This window comes from Hamadaea sp. NPDC051192, from assembly GCF_040682475.1.
Classification (GTDB): Bacteria; Actinomycetota; Actinomycetes; order Mycobacteriales; family Micromonosporaceae; genus Hamadaea; species Hamadaea flava.
Window position 1 is genome coordinate 22378 of sequence record NZ_JBFBAZ010000021.1, and the last position, 16002, is coordinate 38379.

Sequence of the window (16002 nt, forward strand, 5' to 3'; positions counted from 1 at the left end):
GTTTCCAGCAAGATCAAGAAGGCGAATTCACGCTGGCCATGCTGTGAGCGGGACCACGGGCAGCGGCTCGCCGATCAACTCCGCGAACCGCCGGATCCGCCGACGCCCGGAAATCCGCAGCGCCGGGCCCCTGGCCGCCTCGACGGGGAAGCCGAGCACCGCCAGCGCCCGCGCAGCGGGCGTCCAGCATTGCTCGTCGTTTTGGCCGAGCCGAAGCAGCAACTCCGGCGAGTCGGGCGTGACCGTGCCCGCGGCGGTGAACCACAGCCTCAGGCGTACGCCGTCGAGCAGGAACGCCGACGGCGGGGCCTTCACGGCGCCGCGCAGCCAGCGCGCCGACAACTCGGCGAGCACCCCCGAATAGGAGGTGCGTACGCCGTAGTGTCCCTCGACGGTGGACGGCTCCCACTGCATCGCTAGATCCCGGCGGCGCAGCTCGGCGTCGAGGGCGTGCACCCGCCACGGGGCGTCCACGACGACCGACACCCGGGCGGTCCCGCCCATGCGGACGACCTGACCCGGCCCGATCAGCAGCCCGGCGAGATCACCCGGGCCAGGGTCGGCCGAGGCGGCGGCGAAGATCGGCAGCTGCCCTCTGGACGGTCGCACGGCCAGCATCCCGGTCCCGCGCTACTTGCACTCGGGGACCTCGTCGAACGCCTTGCGGAGCTCGACGGAATCCAGCTGGTCGACGTCGATCGCACTCTTGGAGTACTCGGTGTTGAGGGTGGTCAGCACGGTCGCCACCCCGTCGGAGAAGGTGTGCGCGTCGCCGGGGGCCAGCGCCGTGACGCCGTCCTTGGCATGCCCGTACGCGTCCCGCACCGCCGTCAGCGTGGCGATGAAGTTGTGCGCGATCTTCGCGCCGTCGTCGACGTCCGGTACGCCCGCCGCCTCCACCTTCGCCCGAGCGGCCTCAGTGGACTTCTGCGCCCCGTCGAAGAGCCGGACCAGGTTCTCCTTGGCCTGTGCCGAGTTGGGCGCGGCGTTGGCCTGCTCCTGGGCCTTGGTCGTCAAGCTCTGCAGTTCGGCCCGCCAGGGCGTGAGTGCACTGCAGACGCTGGCCGCCCAGACCCGGGGCGGCGGGCCGCTGGAACACGCGGCGACGAGGAGAGCGGCCGCGAGGGCGGCGAGTGGCGCGAGCCTTCGCATGGAAGCAGCCTACGACGCGTAGCACAGGCGTGCTACGGCCGTGGTGGGTCCTTCAGAAGCAGGTTACTGCTCGGCCGGCGCACCTACGTGTGGCCGGCCGGGCGCCCGGGCCTTGTCGCTGACGCGACAGGGCCCGGGCGCATGGCCCGGGCCTTGTCTATTTTCCGACTGACGAGCTACGCAGTGACGGACTCGCGATCCGCCGCCGAGGCGGCGTCAGCTTTTCCCGAGTCGCCGTCTCCACCCACACCGATCGGCTTGCGCTTGCTGAACACCACCGCGCCCGCGATGATCGCGAACGCGACGACCGCGATCGCCACGCGTACGCCGGTGTTGGCGTCGGCGCCGAAGCTCAGCGTGACGACGGCCGGGGCGATGAGCAGGGCCACCAGGTTCATGACCTTGATCAGCGGGTTGATGGCCGGACCGGCGGTGTCCTTGAACGGGTCGCCGACGGTGTCGCCGATGACCGTCGCGGCGTGCTGCGGCGAACCCTTGCCGCCGAACTCGCCGTCCTCGACCATCTTCTTCGCGTTGTCCCACGCGCCACCCGAGTTGGCCAGGAAGACGGCCATCAGGGTGCCGGTGCCGATCGCGCCGGCCAGGTAGGACACGAGCGCGCCCGGGCCGAGGCCGAAGCCGACCGCGATCGGGGCGAGCACGGCCAGCAGACCGGGGGTCATCAGCTCGCGCTGCGCGTCCCGGGTGCAGATGTCCACGACCTTGCCGTACTCCGGACGCTGCGAACCGTCCATGATGCCCGGGAACTCCCGGAACTGGCGGCGCACCTCCATCACGACCGCGCCCGCGGACCGGGACACGGCGTTGATGGCCAGGCCGGAGAACAGGAAGACCACCGCCGCGCCGCAGATGAGGCCGACGAGGTTGGCCGGGTTGGAGATATTCAGCCACTCGGCGAGCTTCGCCGCCGCGGCCTCGCCACCGCCCAGGGTGGACACCAGGGTGTCGGTGTACGACCCGAACAGGGCGGTCGCGGCGAGCACTGCCGTCGCGATCGCGATGCCCTTGGTGATCGCCTTGGTGGTGTTGCCGACCGCGTCGAGGTCGGTGAGCGTACGCGCACCCCGCTCGTCGATGTCGCCGGACATCTCGGCGATGCCCTGGGCGTTGTCGCTGATCGGGCCGAAGGTGTCCATCGCGACGATGACGCCGACCGTGGTGAGCAGGCCGCAGCCGGCCAGCGCGACGGCGAACAGCGACAGCGTGATCGAGCCCGTGCCCAGCAGGAACGCGCCGAAGACGGCCGCACCGATGAGCAGCGCGCTGTAAACCGCCGACTCCAGGCCGACGCTGATGCCGGCGAGGATGACGGTGGCCGGGCCGGTCTCGGAGGACCGGCCGATGTCCCGGACGGGACGGCGGCTCGTCTCGGTGAAGTAGCCGGTCAGCGCCTGGATGGCAGCGGCCAGCACGATGCCGATGACGACCGCGGCGAGCGCGACCACCCGCGGGTTGGCGTCCACGTCCTGCAGACCGCCGTCGAACTCCTTGAACGACGCCGGCAGGTACAGCCAGGTCGCGACGCCGACCAGCACGGCCGAGATCACGGCCGAGATGTAGAACGCCCGGTTGATCGCGGTCAGGCCGCTGCGGTTGGAGGTACGCAGCCGGGTGATGAACACGCCGACGATCGCGACGAGCGCGCCGATGGTGGCCACGATCAGCGGGAACACCAGGCCCTGGGTGCCGAATGCGGTCTTGCCCAGGATCAGCGACGCGACCAGCATGACCGCGTACGACTCGAACAGGTCGGCCGCCATGCCGGCGCAGTCGCCGACGTTGTCGCCGACGTTGTCCGCGATGGTGGCCGCGTTGCGCGGGTCGTCCTCGGGGATGCCCTGCTCGACCTTGCCGACCAGGTCCGCGCCGACGTCGGCGGCCTTGGTGAAGATGCCGCCGCCGACCCGCATGAACATCGCGAGCAGCGCGGCGCCGAAGCCGAAGCCCTCCAGCACGGTCGGGGCGTCGCTCTTGTAGACCAGCACGACGATCGCCGCGCCGAGCAGGCCCAGACCGACGGTGAGGAAGCCGACCACGCCGCCGGAGCGGAACGCGATCGACATGGCCTTCTCCCGGCCGCCGTCCTCACGGGCGGCCGCGGCGACCCGCAGGTTCGCCCGAGTCGCCAGCGCCATGCCGGCACCGCCGATGAACGCGGAGAAGACCGCACCCACCACGAAGAAGGCCGAGCGGCCGATCTTCACCGCGGTTACGTTGTCGGACACGCCGTGCACGGGAAGCACGAAGAGTACGACGACTGCGATCACGACGAAGATTGCCAGGGTCTTGAACTGGCGGAACAGGTATGCCGTGGCGCCCTCTTGGACGGCGCCCGCGATCTCCTGCATCTTGACGGTGCCCTTGCCGGTGCCGAGCACGGCTCGCACGAGGGTGAAGGCAAAGCCGAGCGCCACAAGAGCGATCACGGCGGCCACCACTATGTACGTGACGTTGTTACCGGTAAGGGCCACCTTGTCGCCTTCGGCGACAATTGTGGTCCCGGACATCGATGTCCTCCTGTTGATCGCCGCCATTCACAGTGAGTAGCGGCGGTTGCAGATAACCCGAGCACTCTAGCGGTGAACCGTGTTCCTGGTCACACCAAGGTCCGGCCGTGTCGCGGTGATCTTTGCCGCTGTGTTACGCCGGGGTCATGGGTTAGGGTCACCAGTTCGTGCTCAGCGCCGGGTGCGGACGGGCCGCGCCGTCCAGGACATCCGCACGACCGAGCCGGCTCCGTCGGGCGCCTGATGCACCTCGAGCTCCTCGGCCACCCCGCTGAGCAGGGCGAGACTCGCTTCCACCGTGATCTCCTCCTCCATGTCGGAGGCGGCGTCGTCCGGCGCCCGGTCGGTCACCAGGACGGTGTAGGGGTTCTCGTCGCGCATCTCGACCAGCACCGGCGCCCGCAGGTTGTGCCGGAGATGCCGGGTGACCGCGCGGCCACAGGCCTCACCGATCGCTTGGCGTACCTCGTCCAGCCGATCCTCGGGCAGCCCGGCGCGACGCGCCACGGCGACACCGACGAGCCGGGCGGTACGGACGTAAACGGGTTCGGGGGTGAACTCCAGGCGTACTGTCGCCACCTATCGACCACCGTCGCCCGACTGCCCGGTGGCCGCCTCGATCGTGGGATACAGCGGGAGGACCTGGTCGAGAGCGGTGATGCGGAAGACCTTGAGCAGCGATTCCTGCCCCACTACCAAGCCGAAGCTGCCGCCCAGGTTGCGCGCCTTGCGCAGCCCGCCGACGAGCACGCCCAGCCCCGTCGAGTCGAGGAACTCCACCCGGCCGAGGTCGACGACCAGGGCCCGCGTGCCCGCCTCGAGCAGCTCGGTGAGCCGATCCCGCAGCTTGGGAGCGGTGTAGACGTCGACTTCCCCGGTGACTTCCAGCACCGTGTGGGCAGCGACCGTCCGCGTCGCCAGCGAGAGTTCCATGACTGGCATCTTGCCATCGTCCCCGACGGACGCACCTCCTCGGCATGGCCGGAGTGTCACAGCATCCGGATAGGCTTTCGTGGAAGTGACTGCCGCCGACCCCACCTCCGACCTCAGGGCTCTGCTCGCCGCGTCCGGCCTGGCTCGTCTGCGCCCGGACGCCGCTGGCGAGGCGATCACGCACATCGAGTTCCGGCCGCCTCGGGCGGGCACCTCCGCGCCCTGGCCGGACTGGGCGCCGGAGCCACTTGTCACAGCGTTGATCAAGGCGGGCATCGCGGCGCCGTGGCCACATCAGGTCGCCGTCGGCGAGCATGCCCGCGCGGGTCACCACACGGTGGTCGCCACCGGCACCGGCTCCGGCAAGTCGCTGGCCTACCTGCTGCCCGCGCTCAGCGAGCTGATCACTGAACCCACCGCCCGGATCCTCTACCTCGCCCCGACGAAGGCGCTCGCCGCGGATCAGCTGCGGACCGTCGCGGCTCTGGATCTCCCAGGGGTACGCGCAGCGGTGTTCGACGGCGACACGCCACGCGACGAGCGGGACTGGGTACGCCAGCACGCGAACCTGGTGCTGACCAACCCGGACATGCTGCACCACGGCATCCTCCCCGGGCACGGCCGCTGGCGGCGGTTTCTGCGCGGGCTGCGCTACGTGATCGTGGACGAGTGCCACGCGTACCGGGGGGTGTTCGGCTCCCACGTCGCCCACGTGCTGCGCCGCCTGCGCCGGTTGACCCCGCGCGACGTCGTCTTCCTCGCCGCCTCCGCGACCTCCGGCGATCCGGCCGCCTCGGTCGGCCGGTTGATCGGCGCGGAGGCGGTGGCGGTCAGCGAGGACACGGCTCCCCGGGGCGCGATGACCTTCGCGTTGTGGGAACCTCCGTTGCAGAAGGACGCGTCCGGCGAGGAGCACCGGCGGTCGGCCTTGGCCGAGACGGCCGATCTGCTCACCGACGCCGTCGTGGCCGGGATGCGTACGCTCGCCTTCGTCCCGTCCCGGCGGGGCGCGGAGGTCGTCTCCGCCATGACCCGGCGCGCCCTGCGTGAGGTGGACGCCCAGCTGTCCACACAGGTCGCCGCGTACCGGGGCGGTTATCTGCGCGAGGATCGGCGCGCCCTGGAGCGAGCGCTGCTCACCGGGGAGCTGACCGGACTGGCCACGACGAACGCCCTGGAGCTGGGCGTCGACCTCACCGGACTCGACGCGGTGCTGCTCGCGGGTTATCCCGGCCGGTTGGCCTCGCTCTGGCAGCAGGCCGGGCGCGCGGGGCGGGCCGGGCGCGACGGGCTCTGCGTGATGGTGGCGCGGGACGACCCGCTCGACACCTATCTCGTCCACAACCCGGCCGCGTTGTTCGACCGGCCGGTCGAGGCCACCGTGCTCGACCCGGGCAACCCGTACGTCCTAGGCCCGCATCTGTGCGCAGCGGCGATGGAAGCGCCGCTCACCCCGGCCGACCTCGCCCTGTTCGACGCGCCCGCCGAGCTGGTCGACGAACTGGTCGAGGCGGGCGCCCTGCGACGACGGCCGACCGGCCTCTACTGGACGCATCCGCAGCGGCCCGAGGTCGACCTGCGCGGCACCGGCGGTGCGCCGATAGCGATCGTCGAGGCCGACTCCGGCCGCTTGGTCGGCACGCTCGACGCCGGCTCGGCGCACCACGCGCTGCACGACGGCGCCGTCTACCTGCACCAGGGCACGTCTTACGTGGTGGATCGGCTGGACCTAGACGACGCCACCGCCCTCGTACGCACCGAGGAGCCTGACTACACGACGCACGCCCGCGACGTCACCAACCTCGACATCGTCGCCGTCCGGTCTTATGTGGACGCTGGACCGATCGGGTTGTTCCTCGGCGACGTCGACGTCTCCCACCAGGTCGTCTCCTATCAGCGCCGGGCGGTCGGCAGCGGCGAGGTGCTCGGCACCTTCCCGCTCGACCTGCCGCCCCGGGAACTGCGTACGGTCGCCGTCTGGACGACGCTGTCCCCCGAGGTGGTCGCCGGGATCGACGACCTGCCGGGGTCGCTGCACGCCGCCGAGCACGCCGCGATCGGACTGCTGCCGCTGGTGGCGACCTGCGACCGGTGGGACATCGGCGGACTGTCGACCGCCCTGCACTACGACACCGGCGCGCCGACGATCTTCGTCTACGACGGGCATCCCGGCGGCGCCGGCTTCGCCGAGCGGGCGTACGGGATCGCCGGGCACTGGCTGCGCGCCACCCGGGACGCCATCGCGGCCTGCGGATGCCTGCGCGGCTGCCCGTCGTGCGTGCAGTCGCCCAAGTGCGGCAACGGCAACGACCCGCTCGACAAGGAAGGCGCGATCGTCGTCCTCGACCTCCTCCTCGCCGCCCTCGCCTGACCCGATTCGCGATCCGTTCCGCCCCTCCCACCGGGCTGGATCAGGGTTCTCGGTCGAATCTTGGGCGAAGATTCGACCCGGATCCGTGATCCAGCGCTGACGCGTCAGGCGACGGGACCGGCGCGGGCGGCCGCCGTCGCGGTGCCGAAGCGGGTGGGGACGGCAGCGGTGACGATCAGATCGAGCCCGTCGAGGTGGCAGTCCCGCAGTTCAGCGCCGTTGGCGACGACGTACGCCGACGCCCGCCCGCACGCGCCGGCCGCGCCCTCGATCGCCCGGGCCGCCCCGGCCAGCGCGCCCAGATCGGCCGCCACCTGAGCACTGCGCCGGGCGGTGATCGCCACGCCGACCTGGGCCATCGCGACGGCGAACAGGACGACGACCAGCCCGACGGTCAACGCCCAGATCGTCGCCGAACCCCGGTCCCGCTGCCGCGACCGGCCGAGCGCGGTCACGACTCGACCGCCGCGACCGCTGTGGCCGACACGCGCAGGCTGCGCCAGCCCGCGTACACGGGCGCACTCACCACTGCGGTGATCTGGTCGCCCGACGCGCTGACCGTGAGGTGACCTCCGCTGGGCAGGTGAGCGGTGCTCGCCGGCTCACCGCGGGCGACCGCCAGCGCCGCGTCCCGTGCGGCGTCGACACATCGCAACCGGGTCGCGACTGCGTCCACCGCGGTCAGGCCCACGAGGAGCAGCAGGACCACGGCCGGCAGGCTGGCCGCCAACTCCACGGTCGCCGATCCGGCTGAGGTGGTGCGGCCGGGACGCGCCCGGCCACACCGGAGAACACCGATCACTTCAGCGCTCGCTGGATGATCGCCGTCAGCGCGGACTGGATGATGTTGCTGGTCAGGACCTTGTAGAGCAGCCCCGCGAAGGCGACTGCCGCCAAGGTGCCGACGGCGTACTCCGCAGTGTTCATCCCGGAATCGGGTGGTTGTTTCATGTGGATGGACTCCTCACTGTGAGAGCTGCCCGACCACCGCGATCACCACGGGGGCCAGCCCGGCCAGCACGAACGCCGGCAGGAAGCACAGTCCGAGCGGCAGCACCAGCAGCACCGCCGCGCGACGGGCCCGGGCCTCGGCCCGATCCGCTTCGGCGGCGCGCAGGTCACCCGCTATGCGTCGCAAGGTGGCGGCCAGCGCCGCGCCGCTGCCCGCGCTCCGGATCGCCGCCGTGATCAGCCGCTGGGCGCCGTCGAGGTCGGCCAGATGCCGCCAGGCCTCGGCGGGGGCGGCCCCGAGCCGCAAGGCCCGGCCGACTCGGGTCAACCGCTCCCCCAGCGGCAGTGCTCGGGCCACCGCCAGCACCCCGTGATCCACCGGTACGCCGACCCGCAGAACCGCGCCGAGCAGCTCGGCCGCGAGCGGCAGATCGCGTTGGTGACGATCGCGGGGTGGCCGGGCGACGGCGATTCGGCGTACCCAGAGCAGGCCGGCGAGCTGGAGCGAAGCGGCAGCGAGCGCACATGCTCCGCCGATCGGCGTACGCAGTAGGACGGCGACGGAGTCCACCCCGATGAAGTGCCCGAGGGCGACTCCGCCGGCAGGAAGGACCAGGAGCAGCACGGCTGTCATCCAGGCCCCGGCCGCCTCCGCCGCAGCCCGCGCGGCCGCCCGGGTGGCGCCCCGGTGCTCCTCCTCGATCCGGTCGAGCAGATCCGCCAAGGGCGCCCCGGTTTCCCCGGCGACCTCGACAGCGGCGTTGACCTGGGCCGACAGCACCGGATCAGCGATCAGCGGCAGCGCTGCCGACGACGATCCCGCCCGGAGCGCCGCCGCCGCGTCGGCGATCGCGTCCAGTGCGGCCGCTCGTCGCGCTGCAGTCACCCGCGTTGCCCGGCGCGCCCGGACCGCGTACGCGAGCACGCCGCCGTAGAGCAGCGTCAGCAGCCCGGCGACCACGCCGCCGACGACCGCAGCCGCCGCCGTGACGCCCACCAGCGCCGGGGACGCCACCGGCACCCGTCGCCGGGCCGGACGCTGCGGTGGGCGTACCGCCAGAACGCGAGCGAACCGGCGGCGGACCGCGCGGGTCACGCCGGACCCGAGCGGAGCAGGGCGGGAACCGCGACGCCGCGCGCGGACAGCAGCGCGCCGAGATGCCCGGCGGCCGGGCCGGGTCCACCCGTACGCCGCCACGCGACGACGGCGGTGACCAGCCCGGACCGGTCCGGTAGCAGGACGCAGACCTCGTCGAGGCGGCGGCCGTGGGTGTCCCGGCGCAGATGGAGCACGACCTGGAGGGCAGAGGCGAGTTGCGCGTGCAGTGCCGCGCGCGGAAGTCCGCCGGTCAAGCCGAGCGCTTCCAGCCGAGCCGGGACGTCGGTGGCGGTGTTGGCGTGCAGCGTTCCCGCGCCGCCCTCGTGGCCGGTGTTCAACGCGGCGAGCAGGTCGACGACCTCCGGACCTCGGCACTCGCCGACGATGAGCCGATCGGGCCGCATCCGGAGCGCTTGACGGACGAGATCCGCCAGCCCGACCGTGCCCGCACCCTCCACGTTGGAGGTACGGCTTTGCAGCGCGACCACGTGGGGATGCCGGGGCCGCAGCTCGGCCGAGTCCTCGACGACCACGATCCGCTCGGATACCGGCACCAATCCGAGCATCGCCGCCAACAGCGTCGTCTTCCCCGACCCCGTCCCGCCGCCGATGAGGAAGCTGACGCGGGCCGCCACGATCGCCGCCAGCAACTCGGCGACCGGCGCGCTGACCAGCTCGCCCAGCACATACGGGCGATGCCGGAAGGTACGCAGCGACAGACACGGGCCGCCCACCGCCACCGGTGGCAGGACCGCGTGCAAGCGGGTGCCGTCGGGCAGGCGGGCGTCCACGAACGGCGAACCGTCGTCCAGCCGCCGCCCCGCACCCGCCGCCATGCGCTGAGCCAGGCGGCGTACGTCGTCGGGGTGGCCGAACACCGCTGGACCTCGCTGGAGACCCCGGCCTCGGTCGACCCACACTTCGACGCCGTTGACCAGCACGTCGGTGACGTCCGCGTCGGCGAGCAGCGGCGCGAGCGGGCCTGCCCCGGCGAGGTCGCCGTGCACCCGGTCGGCCATGCGCAACAGCCCGGCGTCGCCCAGCACCGCCGCCTCCGGTTCGGCCCGCAACGCCGTCGCGATCGCCACCGGCGACGCGGTCGCCCCGTCGACCGCGAACTGATCACGCAACCGGCCCGCCAGCTGATCCAGCAACGACCCGGTCACGACAGGCCTCCGAGCAGCTTCCGGCAGACCGAGGCCAACTCGCCTCGGCCGGTCCCGGCCGGTGCAGCGCCCTTCTCCAGGTCCCTGGCCACCTCAGTCTCCGGAGCCAGCACCTCGGCCAGCGGGAGGCCGAGGGCGCCGGCGATCTCGGCCGCCCGGAGGCCGCCCGGGGCGGGACCGCGTACGACGAGCTGGAGGTCGTCGCAGAACTCCCGCAGGCGGCGGACCACCGTCAGGGCGGCCGCGGTCGCCCTGAGCTCCGCCGGGACGACGACGAAGATCCGGTACGCCGCCGCCATGCCCGCTTCGGCCGCGGAGTCGGCGTACCGGGGCAGGTCGAGCACGACGAGATCGGCTTGCCGCCGACCGGCGTCGAGCGCGGCTCGCATGGCCTCCGCGGCGCGGTCCACGGGAACGGGCGCAGTCCCGGAGGTCCAGGCGTCCGCGAGTGTCCATTCGCGAGTGGCGAGGACGTCGCTCCCCCAACCTTCCGGCCCGGTCCGCTCGCCACCGAGGTCGGCGGTCAGCTCGCCGACCCAGCCTTCCGCACGGGTCCACGACAGCACCGCGAGCGCGCCCCGGCCGGGCAGCGCCCGGCGCAGCAACCCGGGATCGATTCGGCCACCGGCTCCGGCCAGCGCGGGCCAGCGCAGGCCGGCGACGTCCTCCCAGCCCAGCGTGAGGTCGATGCCGCCACCCAGTGGATCGGCGTCGACGAGCAAGGTGGCCAGTCCGGCGCGTACGCCGGTCACCGCGAGCGCGGCGGCCATAGTGGACGCGCCCGCGCCGCCCCGGCCGCCGATCACGCCGACGACTCGACCCTGGCGCCCGGTCGCGACAGCGGTCTCGGCGAGCCGGCTGAGCAGCCACTCCTGGGCGGCGGGCAGACAGGCGACGAACTCGGCCGACAGCGCCTCCGCGATCGGCAGCAGATCCTGTGGCCGATCGCCCAACCCGACCACGATCACCCCCGTACGCCGAGGCAGCCGCCGGGCGCGGTCGGCGACCTCCGCGCCGAGCAGGACGAGCGGCGCCCGGCTGAAGGCGATGCCGGCGTCGGGGTCGAGGGCGAGTTCCAGTTCGACCCCCGCGACGGCGGCCAGCCGGAGGATCTCGTCGGTCAGGTGGGCGTCGGCGGACAGCAGGAGTGGTCGGCTCGGCATCGCGGGATCCTCATCACACCAAGGGAGTCGGGTTCGTGACCTGCACACGGTCCCGTAGCGGACAGCCGAGGCCCACATAGATGCGATGGAATTCTGTGGACGGCGAACGAGTGTGGAGAACTGACCGAGGGGGAAGGTTCCGGGGGGAGCCACTCAGGGGGATTCCACGGGGGACTCACGGGGAAAGGTTCGCCGTAAACGAAGACGACCCCCGTCAATAGACGGGGGTCGTCAGGGGTCCGACTCCGGGGGGGTTGAGTCGTAACCCACCCAGCGGTAGCGGGGGGTGCAACCGCCGAGTGCTTGCGCACAAGCATGCCTGAGGCAGGGCCGCTAAGTCGAGGGGGGTCGAGCACAACTCGCGGCGACACGCCGAGATCATCGAAACTTGCGGTGCGTTCGCAACTCTCCGCACTGCTGGTGCATCGCACAGTAACCGGTTGCAGGTATTCATCCCTGTCTGGGTGGTATGGCGCGCCGCCGGGCGGCCCCGCCGGACCGCTCGGCCCGACTAGACTGGCTCGCCGTGGGCAGAAGCGCCGCTTTCTTCGACCTGGACAAGACGGTCATCGCGAAGTCCAGCGCGTTGGCTTTCGGGCGTCCGTTCTATCGGGACGGCCTGATCACGCGCCGCGACGCGGTGAAGGCCGCCTATGCACAGCTCTCCTTCAAGATCGGCGGCGCGGACGACGCCTCGATGGCGAGGACCCGGGACTACCTGGCCGAGCTGTGCAAGGGCTGGAGCGCCGAGCAAGTCCGGCAGATCGTGGACGAGACGCTCCACGAACTCATCAAGCCTTATGTGTACGCCGAGGCCGCGGCGCTGATCGCCGAGCATCAGGCCACCGGCCGGGACGTCGTCCTCGTCTCCGCCTCGGGCGAGGAGTTCGTCCGCCCGATCGGCGCGCAGCTGGGCGTACACGACGTGGTCGCGACGCGGATGCGGATCGTCGACGACGTCTACACCGGCGAGATCGACTTCTACGCCGCCGGCACCGGCAAGGTCAGCGCCGTCAAGGAGCTGGCCGCCGAACGCGGATACGACCTGAGCGAGTGCTACGCGTACTCGGATTCGATCTCGGACGCGCCGCTGCTGGAGATCGTCGGAAATCCGACAGCCGTCAATCCCGATCGCGGGCTGCGCAAACTCGCCGTCGAACGGGAGTGGCCGATCCTCGAGTTCCGCCGGCCGGTCCCGTTGGGCGCGCGGATGCGCAAGCAGATCATGGAGCGCCCGGCCGTTCCGGTCGCGGCCGCCGCAGCGGTCGGCGTCGGAGTCGCCATCGGCATCGCCTGGTACGGCCACCGCCGCAGGACGCGCGCCGCAGCAGCCGGCGAATAGCTCGCCTGAGCGAAGCACTCCGTATACATAGGATGGCGCCGCACATCCTGCGGCGCCATCTCGCACTCCCGCTCGGGTTACCAGGCGTGTCCGTTTGCTCGAACGCGTCAGCCCTTACGGTTCCGACGTGTCGTGCCTTCACGACGGCAGTCATCGCGCGTGGGTGCCCGGCGGCTGTGCCCGGAAAGATTGCTCTTTCCGTATCCCCTTTTCTACGCCCGTACCCGCCGGTAAGCCAGCGATGGCCCCGATTGTGTGACAGGTGGGACAATTGAGTTAAGCCGTGGCGAGGACCTCGTCGGCGATCTTCGTGAACTCAGCAGCCCCGATCGTGACCGCCGCGGCGTAGTGCTTGAGCCACGACCGCACACCGTCCACCGTGCCGGTCGCGAAGGCGTGCGCGCTGCCCACGTACTCCGGCTCGCGCTCTCGGTGGCCGAGGTCCACGGCGATCAATCCCCGCAGGTCGAATCCGCTGCCGATGAGGGTGGCGCGCGCTGCCGCCCGCGCGACCACGCCGTTGCCCTCGGCGAACGCGTTCAGCGCCAGCAACTCGCCGTGCACGACCGCGGCCCGCACGATCGGGTCGCCTGCCGCGGCCACCACCAGGTCACATAGGGCGTTCAGGCGCGCGCTCACCAGCGGATCCGAGACCGGCCGGCCCAATTCAGCATCAGCTAGTACGCCGGAAGCAGCGACCGTATGCAGGCGAGCGAGTACCTGGCGGGGCGCCTTGGCGAAGGTCTCCGCCAACCCCGGCATCTGCTGGGCGATCCGGAGCGCGCCCTGCACCACCGGGTCGAGCACCGTTCCGGCCCGGACGTCCTCGACGGCGTACGCGTGCCCGGAGAGCGCCGCGCTCGCGACGGCGGATCGGAGGCTGACCTCGGCGGCCACGATGCCGCCGGAGCGCCGGAGCGCCCGGTGCCGCAGCGCCGCGTCGACGGCGTTCCGGGCATCGGCGATCGCCGGTGCTACGTCGGGGAGGTCCAGCAAAGGTGCCAAGGCGTCTTCCACGCTCACCAGCGTAGCTACCAGCCAGTAGGCGGTAATTGGAAGGAACCCTAACTGCTCGGTGCCGACATCGGCACGTAACATCAACATCAGCTTGCGGCCTGAGTCACAGATCTGGATCACAACCACCCCGAGGAGGCACCCGGGAATGAGTGAAACACTGGAGAACCTGCTTTCCGAGGATCGGCAGTTCCCGCCGCCCGCAGACTTCGCGGCGAACGCGAACGTCACCGCCGCCGCCTATGACGAGGCCGCCGCCGACCGCCTGGCGTTCTGGGCGAAGCAGGCTCAGCGCCTGGACTGGTTCCAGGAGTGGGACCAGGTCCTCGACTGGTCCAACCCCCCGTTCGCGAAGTGGTTCGTGGGCGGCACGCTCAACGTCGCGTACAACTGCCTCGACCGGCACCTCGCTGCCGGCAACGGGGACAAGGTCGCGATCCACTGGGAAGGCGAGCCGGGCGACAGCCGGGCCATCACCTACGCCGACCTGCACGCCGAGGTCTGCCGGGCGGCGAACACGCTGACCGACCTGGGCGTGACCGCCGGCGACCGCGTCGCCATCTACCTGCCGATGATTCCCGAGGCGGCCGTGGCGATGCTCGCCTGCGCCCGGATCGGGGCGACCCACTCGGTCGTCTTCGGCGGCTTCAGCAAGGACGCGCTGTCCGGCCGGATCAAGGACGCCAGCGCGAAGGTCGTGATCACCGCCGACGGCGGCTTCCGCCGGGGCAGCCCGAGCGCCCTCAAGCCGACCGTGGACGAGGCCGTCGCCGAGTGCCCGACGATCGAGAAGGTCCTCGTCGTCCGGCGTACGGGTCAGGACGTGGACTGGACCGAGGGCCGGGACCTGTGGTGGCACGAGACCGTGGCCACCGCCTCCGACAAGCACGAGGCGCAGCCGTTCGACGCCGAGCACCCGCTGTTCATCCTCTACACCTCGGGCACCACCGCCAAGCCGAAGGGCATCCTGCACACCACCGGCGGCTACCTGACCCAGGCGTCCTACACCCACCACGCCGTCTTCGACCTCAAGCCGGAGACCGACGTCTACTGGTGCACCGCCGACATCGGCTGGGTGACCGGCCACTCCTACATCGTCTACGGCCCGCTCTCGAACGGCGCCACCCAGGTGATGTACGAGGGCACCCCGGACACCCCGCACCGGGGCCGGTTCTGGGAGATCGTCCAGAAGTACGGCGTGACGATCCTCTACACCGCGCCGACCGCGATCCGCACCTTCGCCAAGTGGGGCGACGACATCCCGGCCCAGTTCGACCTGTCGTCGCTGCGACTGCTCGGCAGCGTCGGCGAGCCGATCAACCCCGAGGCCTGGATGTGGTACCGCGAGCACATCGGCGGCGGGCGTACGCCGGTCGTGGACACCTGGTGGCAGACCGAGACCGGCGCGATCATGATCTCGCCGCTGCCCGGCGTCACCGCCTGCAAGCCCGGTTCGGCGATGGGCCCGCTGCCCGGCATCGCGGCCAACGTCGTGAACGACGCGGGGCAGATCGTCGGCAACGGCGGTGGCGGTTACCTCGTCCTCAACGAGCCGTGGCCGTCGATGCTGCGCACGATCTGGGGCGACGACCAGCGGTTCATCGACACCTACTGGTCCCGCTTCGCCGAGCACGGCTACTACTTCGCCGGCGACGGCGCGAAGAAGGACGACGACGGCGCGCTCTGGCTGCTGGGCCGGGTCGACGACGTCATGCTGGTGTCCGGCCACAACATCTCCACCACCGAGGTCGAGTCGGCCCTGGTGTCGCACCCGGCGGTCGCCGAGTCGGCGGTCGTCGGCGCGACCGACCCGACCACCGGCCAGGCGGTCGTCGCGTTCGTCATCCTCAAGGGCGGCGCCGAGGCCTCCGAGGCGGAGCTGAAGGACCACGTCGCCAAGACGCTCGGCCCGATCTGCAAGCCGCGCCAGATCCAGTTCGTCTCCGAGCTGCCGAAGACCCGCTCGGGCAAGATCATGCGGCGGCTGCTGAAGGACATCGCGGAGAAGCGTGCGCTCGGCGACGTCACCACCCTGCAGGACGCCGGCGTCATGCAGCTCATCCAGCAAGGCATGACCACTTCTTCCAGCGAAGACTGAGCGCAGACTGAGGTAACAGCACCAGAATCCGGGCGAAGCCGTGCTGGCTTCGCCCGGATTTCTTCGTCCGTCAATCGGCCGTCCGCTGTCACGTCATCCGTGACACGCCCCGCGACGATCATGCATTCCTTCCACCGAGCGCCTCACCGCATCGCCCTCTGCGATCGTGAGATCACTTCATGCGG

15 protein-coding genes are annotated in these 16002 nt (G+C 71.3%); 3 read left to right on the forward strand and 12 right to left on the reverse strand.

The window, feature by feature from the left end:
* Positions 1-27 precede the first annotated feature (27 nt).
* The 5 genes from AB0M47_RS11880 to AB0M47_RS11900 all read right to left on the reverse strand — a co-directional run bounded on the left by AB0M47_RS11880 (position 28) and on the right by AB0M47_RS11900 (position 4613).
* Positions 28-609 carry a hypothetical protein gene (locus AB0M47_RS11880; protein WP_363411980.1) on the reverse strand — a complete coding sequence of 194 codons (582 nt, stop codon included), beginning with the start codon at positions 607-609 and terminating at the stop codon, positions 28-30.
* Positions 610-630: 21 nt separating this feature from the next.
* A complete protein-coding gene (locus tag AB0M47_RS11885) occupies positions 631-1152 on the reverse strand; it encodes a hypothetical protein (RefSeq protein WP_363411982.1) in 522 nt (173 codons plus the stop codon).
* Between the two features lie 176 nt (positions 1153-1328).
* Positions 1329-3680, reverse strand: a complete 2352-nt coding sequence (locus AB0M47_RS11890; protein ID WP_363411984.1) for a sodium-translocating pyrophosphatase — start codon at positions 3678-3680, stop codon at positions 1329-1331.
* Between the two features lie 171 nt (positions 3681-3851).
* Positions 3852-4259, reverse strand: a complete 408-nt coding sequence (locus AB0M47_RS11895; RefSeq protein WP_253759671.1) for an ATP-binding protein — start codon at positions 4257-4259, stop codon at positions 3852-3854.
* Entirely contained in the window at positions 4260-4613 is a 354-nt protein-coding gene (locus AB0M47_RS11900; RefSeq protein ID WP_253759669.1) for an STAS domain-containing protein, read from the reverse strand.
* Between the two features lie 85 nt (positions 4614-4698).
* Here AB0M47_RS11900 and AB0M47_RS11905 point away from each other — a divergent pair, with 85 nt between their 5' ends.
* Entirely contained in the window at positions 4699-6984 is a 2286-nt protein-coding gene (locus AB0M47_RS11905) for a DEAD/DEAH box helicase (protein ID WP_363411987.1), read from the forward strand.
* A 104-nt stretch (positions 6985-7088) separates the two neighbouring features.
* On the opposite strand, the gene AB0M47_RS11910 is transcribed toward AB0M47_RS11905, so the two are convergent.
* From AB0M47_RS11910 to ssd, 6 genes are all read right to left on the reverse strand, one after another.
* A complete protein-coding gene (locus AB0M47_RS11910) occupies positions 7089-7439 on the reverse strand; it encodes an Rv3654c family TadE-like protein (protein WP_363411989.1) in 351 nt (116 codons plus the stop codon).
* On the reverse strand, positions 7436-7786 hold the full coding sequence (locus tag AB0M47_RS11915; protein WP_363411991.1) for a TadE family type IV pilus minor pilin: 351 nt from the start codon (positions 7784-7786) through the stop codon (positions 7436-7438). The genes AB0M47_RS11910 and AB0M47_RS11915 overlap by 4 nt, the downstream gene beginning before the upstream one ends.
* Positions 7783-7935: a DUF4244 domain-containing protein gene (locus AB0M47_RS11920; RefSeq protein WP_363411993.1), complete on the reverse strand. Its 153-nt coding sequence runs from the start codon at positions 7933-7935 to the stop codon at positions 7783-7785. Before AB0M47_RS11920 ends, AB0M47_RS11915 begins: the two co-directional genes overlap by 4 nt.
* 13 nt (positions 7936-7948) lie before the next feature.
* Positions 7949-8569 carry a type II secretion system F family protein gene (locus AB0M47_RS11925; RefSeq protein ID WP_363412066.1) on the reverse strand — a complete coding sequence of 207 codons (621 nt, stop codon included), beginning with the start codon at positions 8567-8569 and terminating at the stop codon, positions 7949-7951.
* 458 nt (positions 8570-9027) lie between these two features.
* On the reverse strand, positions 9028-10188 hold the full coding sequence (locus AB0M47_RS11930; protein WP_363412068.1) for a TadA family conjugal transfer-associated ATPase: 1161 nt from the start codon (positions 10186-10188) through the stop codon (positions 9028-9030).
* An 8-nt stretch (positions 10189-10196) separates the two neighbouring features.
* Positions 10197-11363 carry a septum site-determining protein Ssd gene (gene ssd / locus AB0M47_RS11935; protein ID WP_363411995.1) on the reverse strand — a complete coding sequence of 389 codons (1167 nt, stop codon included), beginning with the start codon at positions 11361-11363 and terminating at the stop codon, positions 10197-10199.
* A gap of 526 nt (positions 11364-11889) precedes the next feature.
* Here ssd and AB0M47_RS11940 point away from each other — a divergent pair.
* Positions 11890-12705, forward strand: a complete 816-nt coding sequence (locus AB0M47_RS11940; protein WP_363411997.1) for an HAD-IB family hydrolase — start codon at positions 11890-11892, stop codon at positions 12703-12705.
* Positions 12706-12981: 276 nt separating this feature from the next.
* On the opposite strand, the gene AB0M47_RS11945 is transcribed toward AB0M47_RS11940, so the two are convergent.
* A complete protein-coding gene (locus tag AB0M47_RS11945) occupies positions 12982-13722 on the reverse strand; it encodes an oxidoreductase (protein WP_363411999.1) in 741 nt (246 codons plus the stop codon).
* A gap of 145 nt (positions 13723-13867) precedes the next feature.
* On the opposite strand from AB0M47_RS11945, the gene acs reads away from it, so the two are divergent.
* The gene (gene acs, locus AB0M47_RS11950) at positions 13868-15817 is read left to right on the forward strand and encodes an acetate--CoA ligase (protein ID WP_363412001.1); all 1950 of its coding nucleotides are present in this window, start codon (positions 13868-13870) and stop codon (positions 15815-15817) included.
* Positions 15818-16002: the final 185 nt, after the last annotated feature.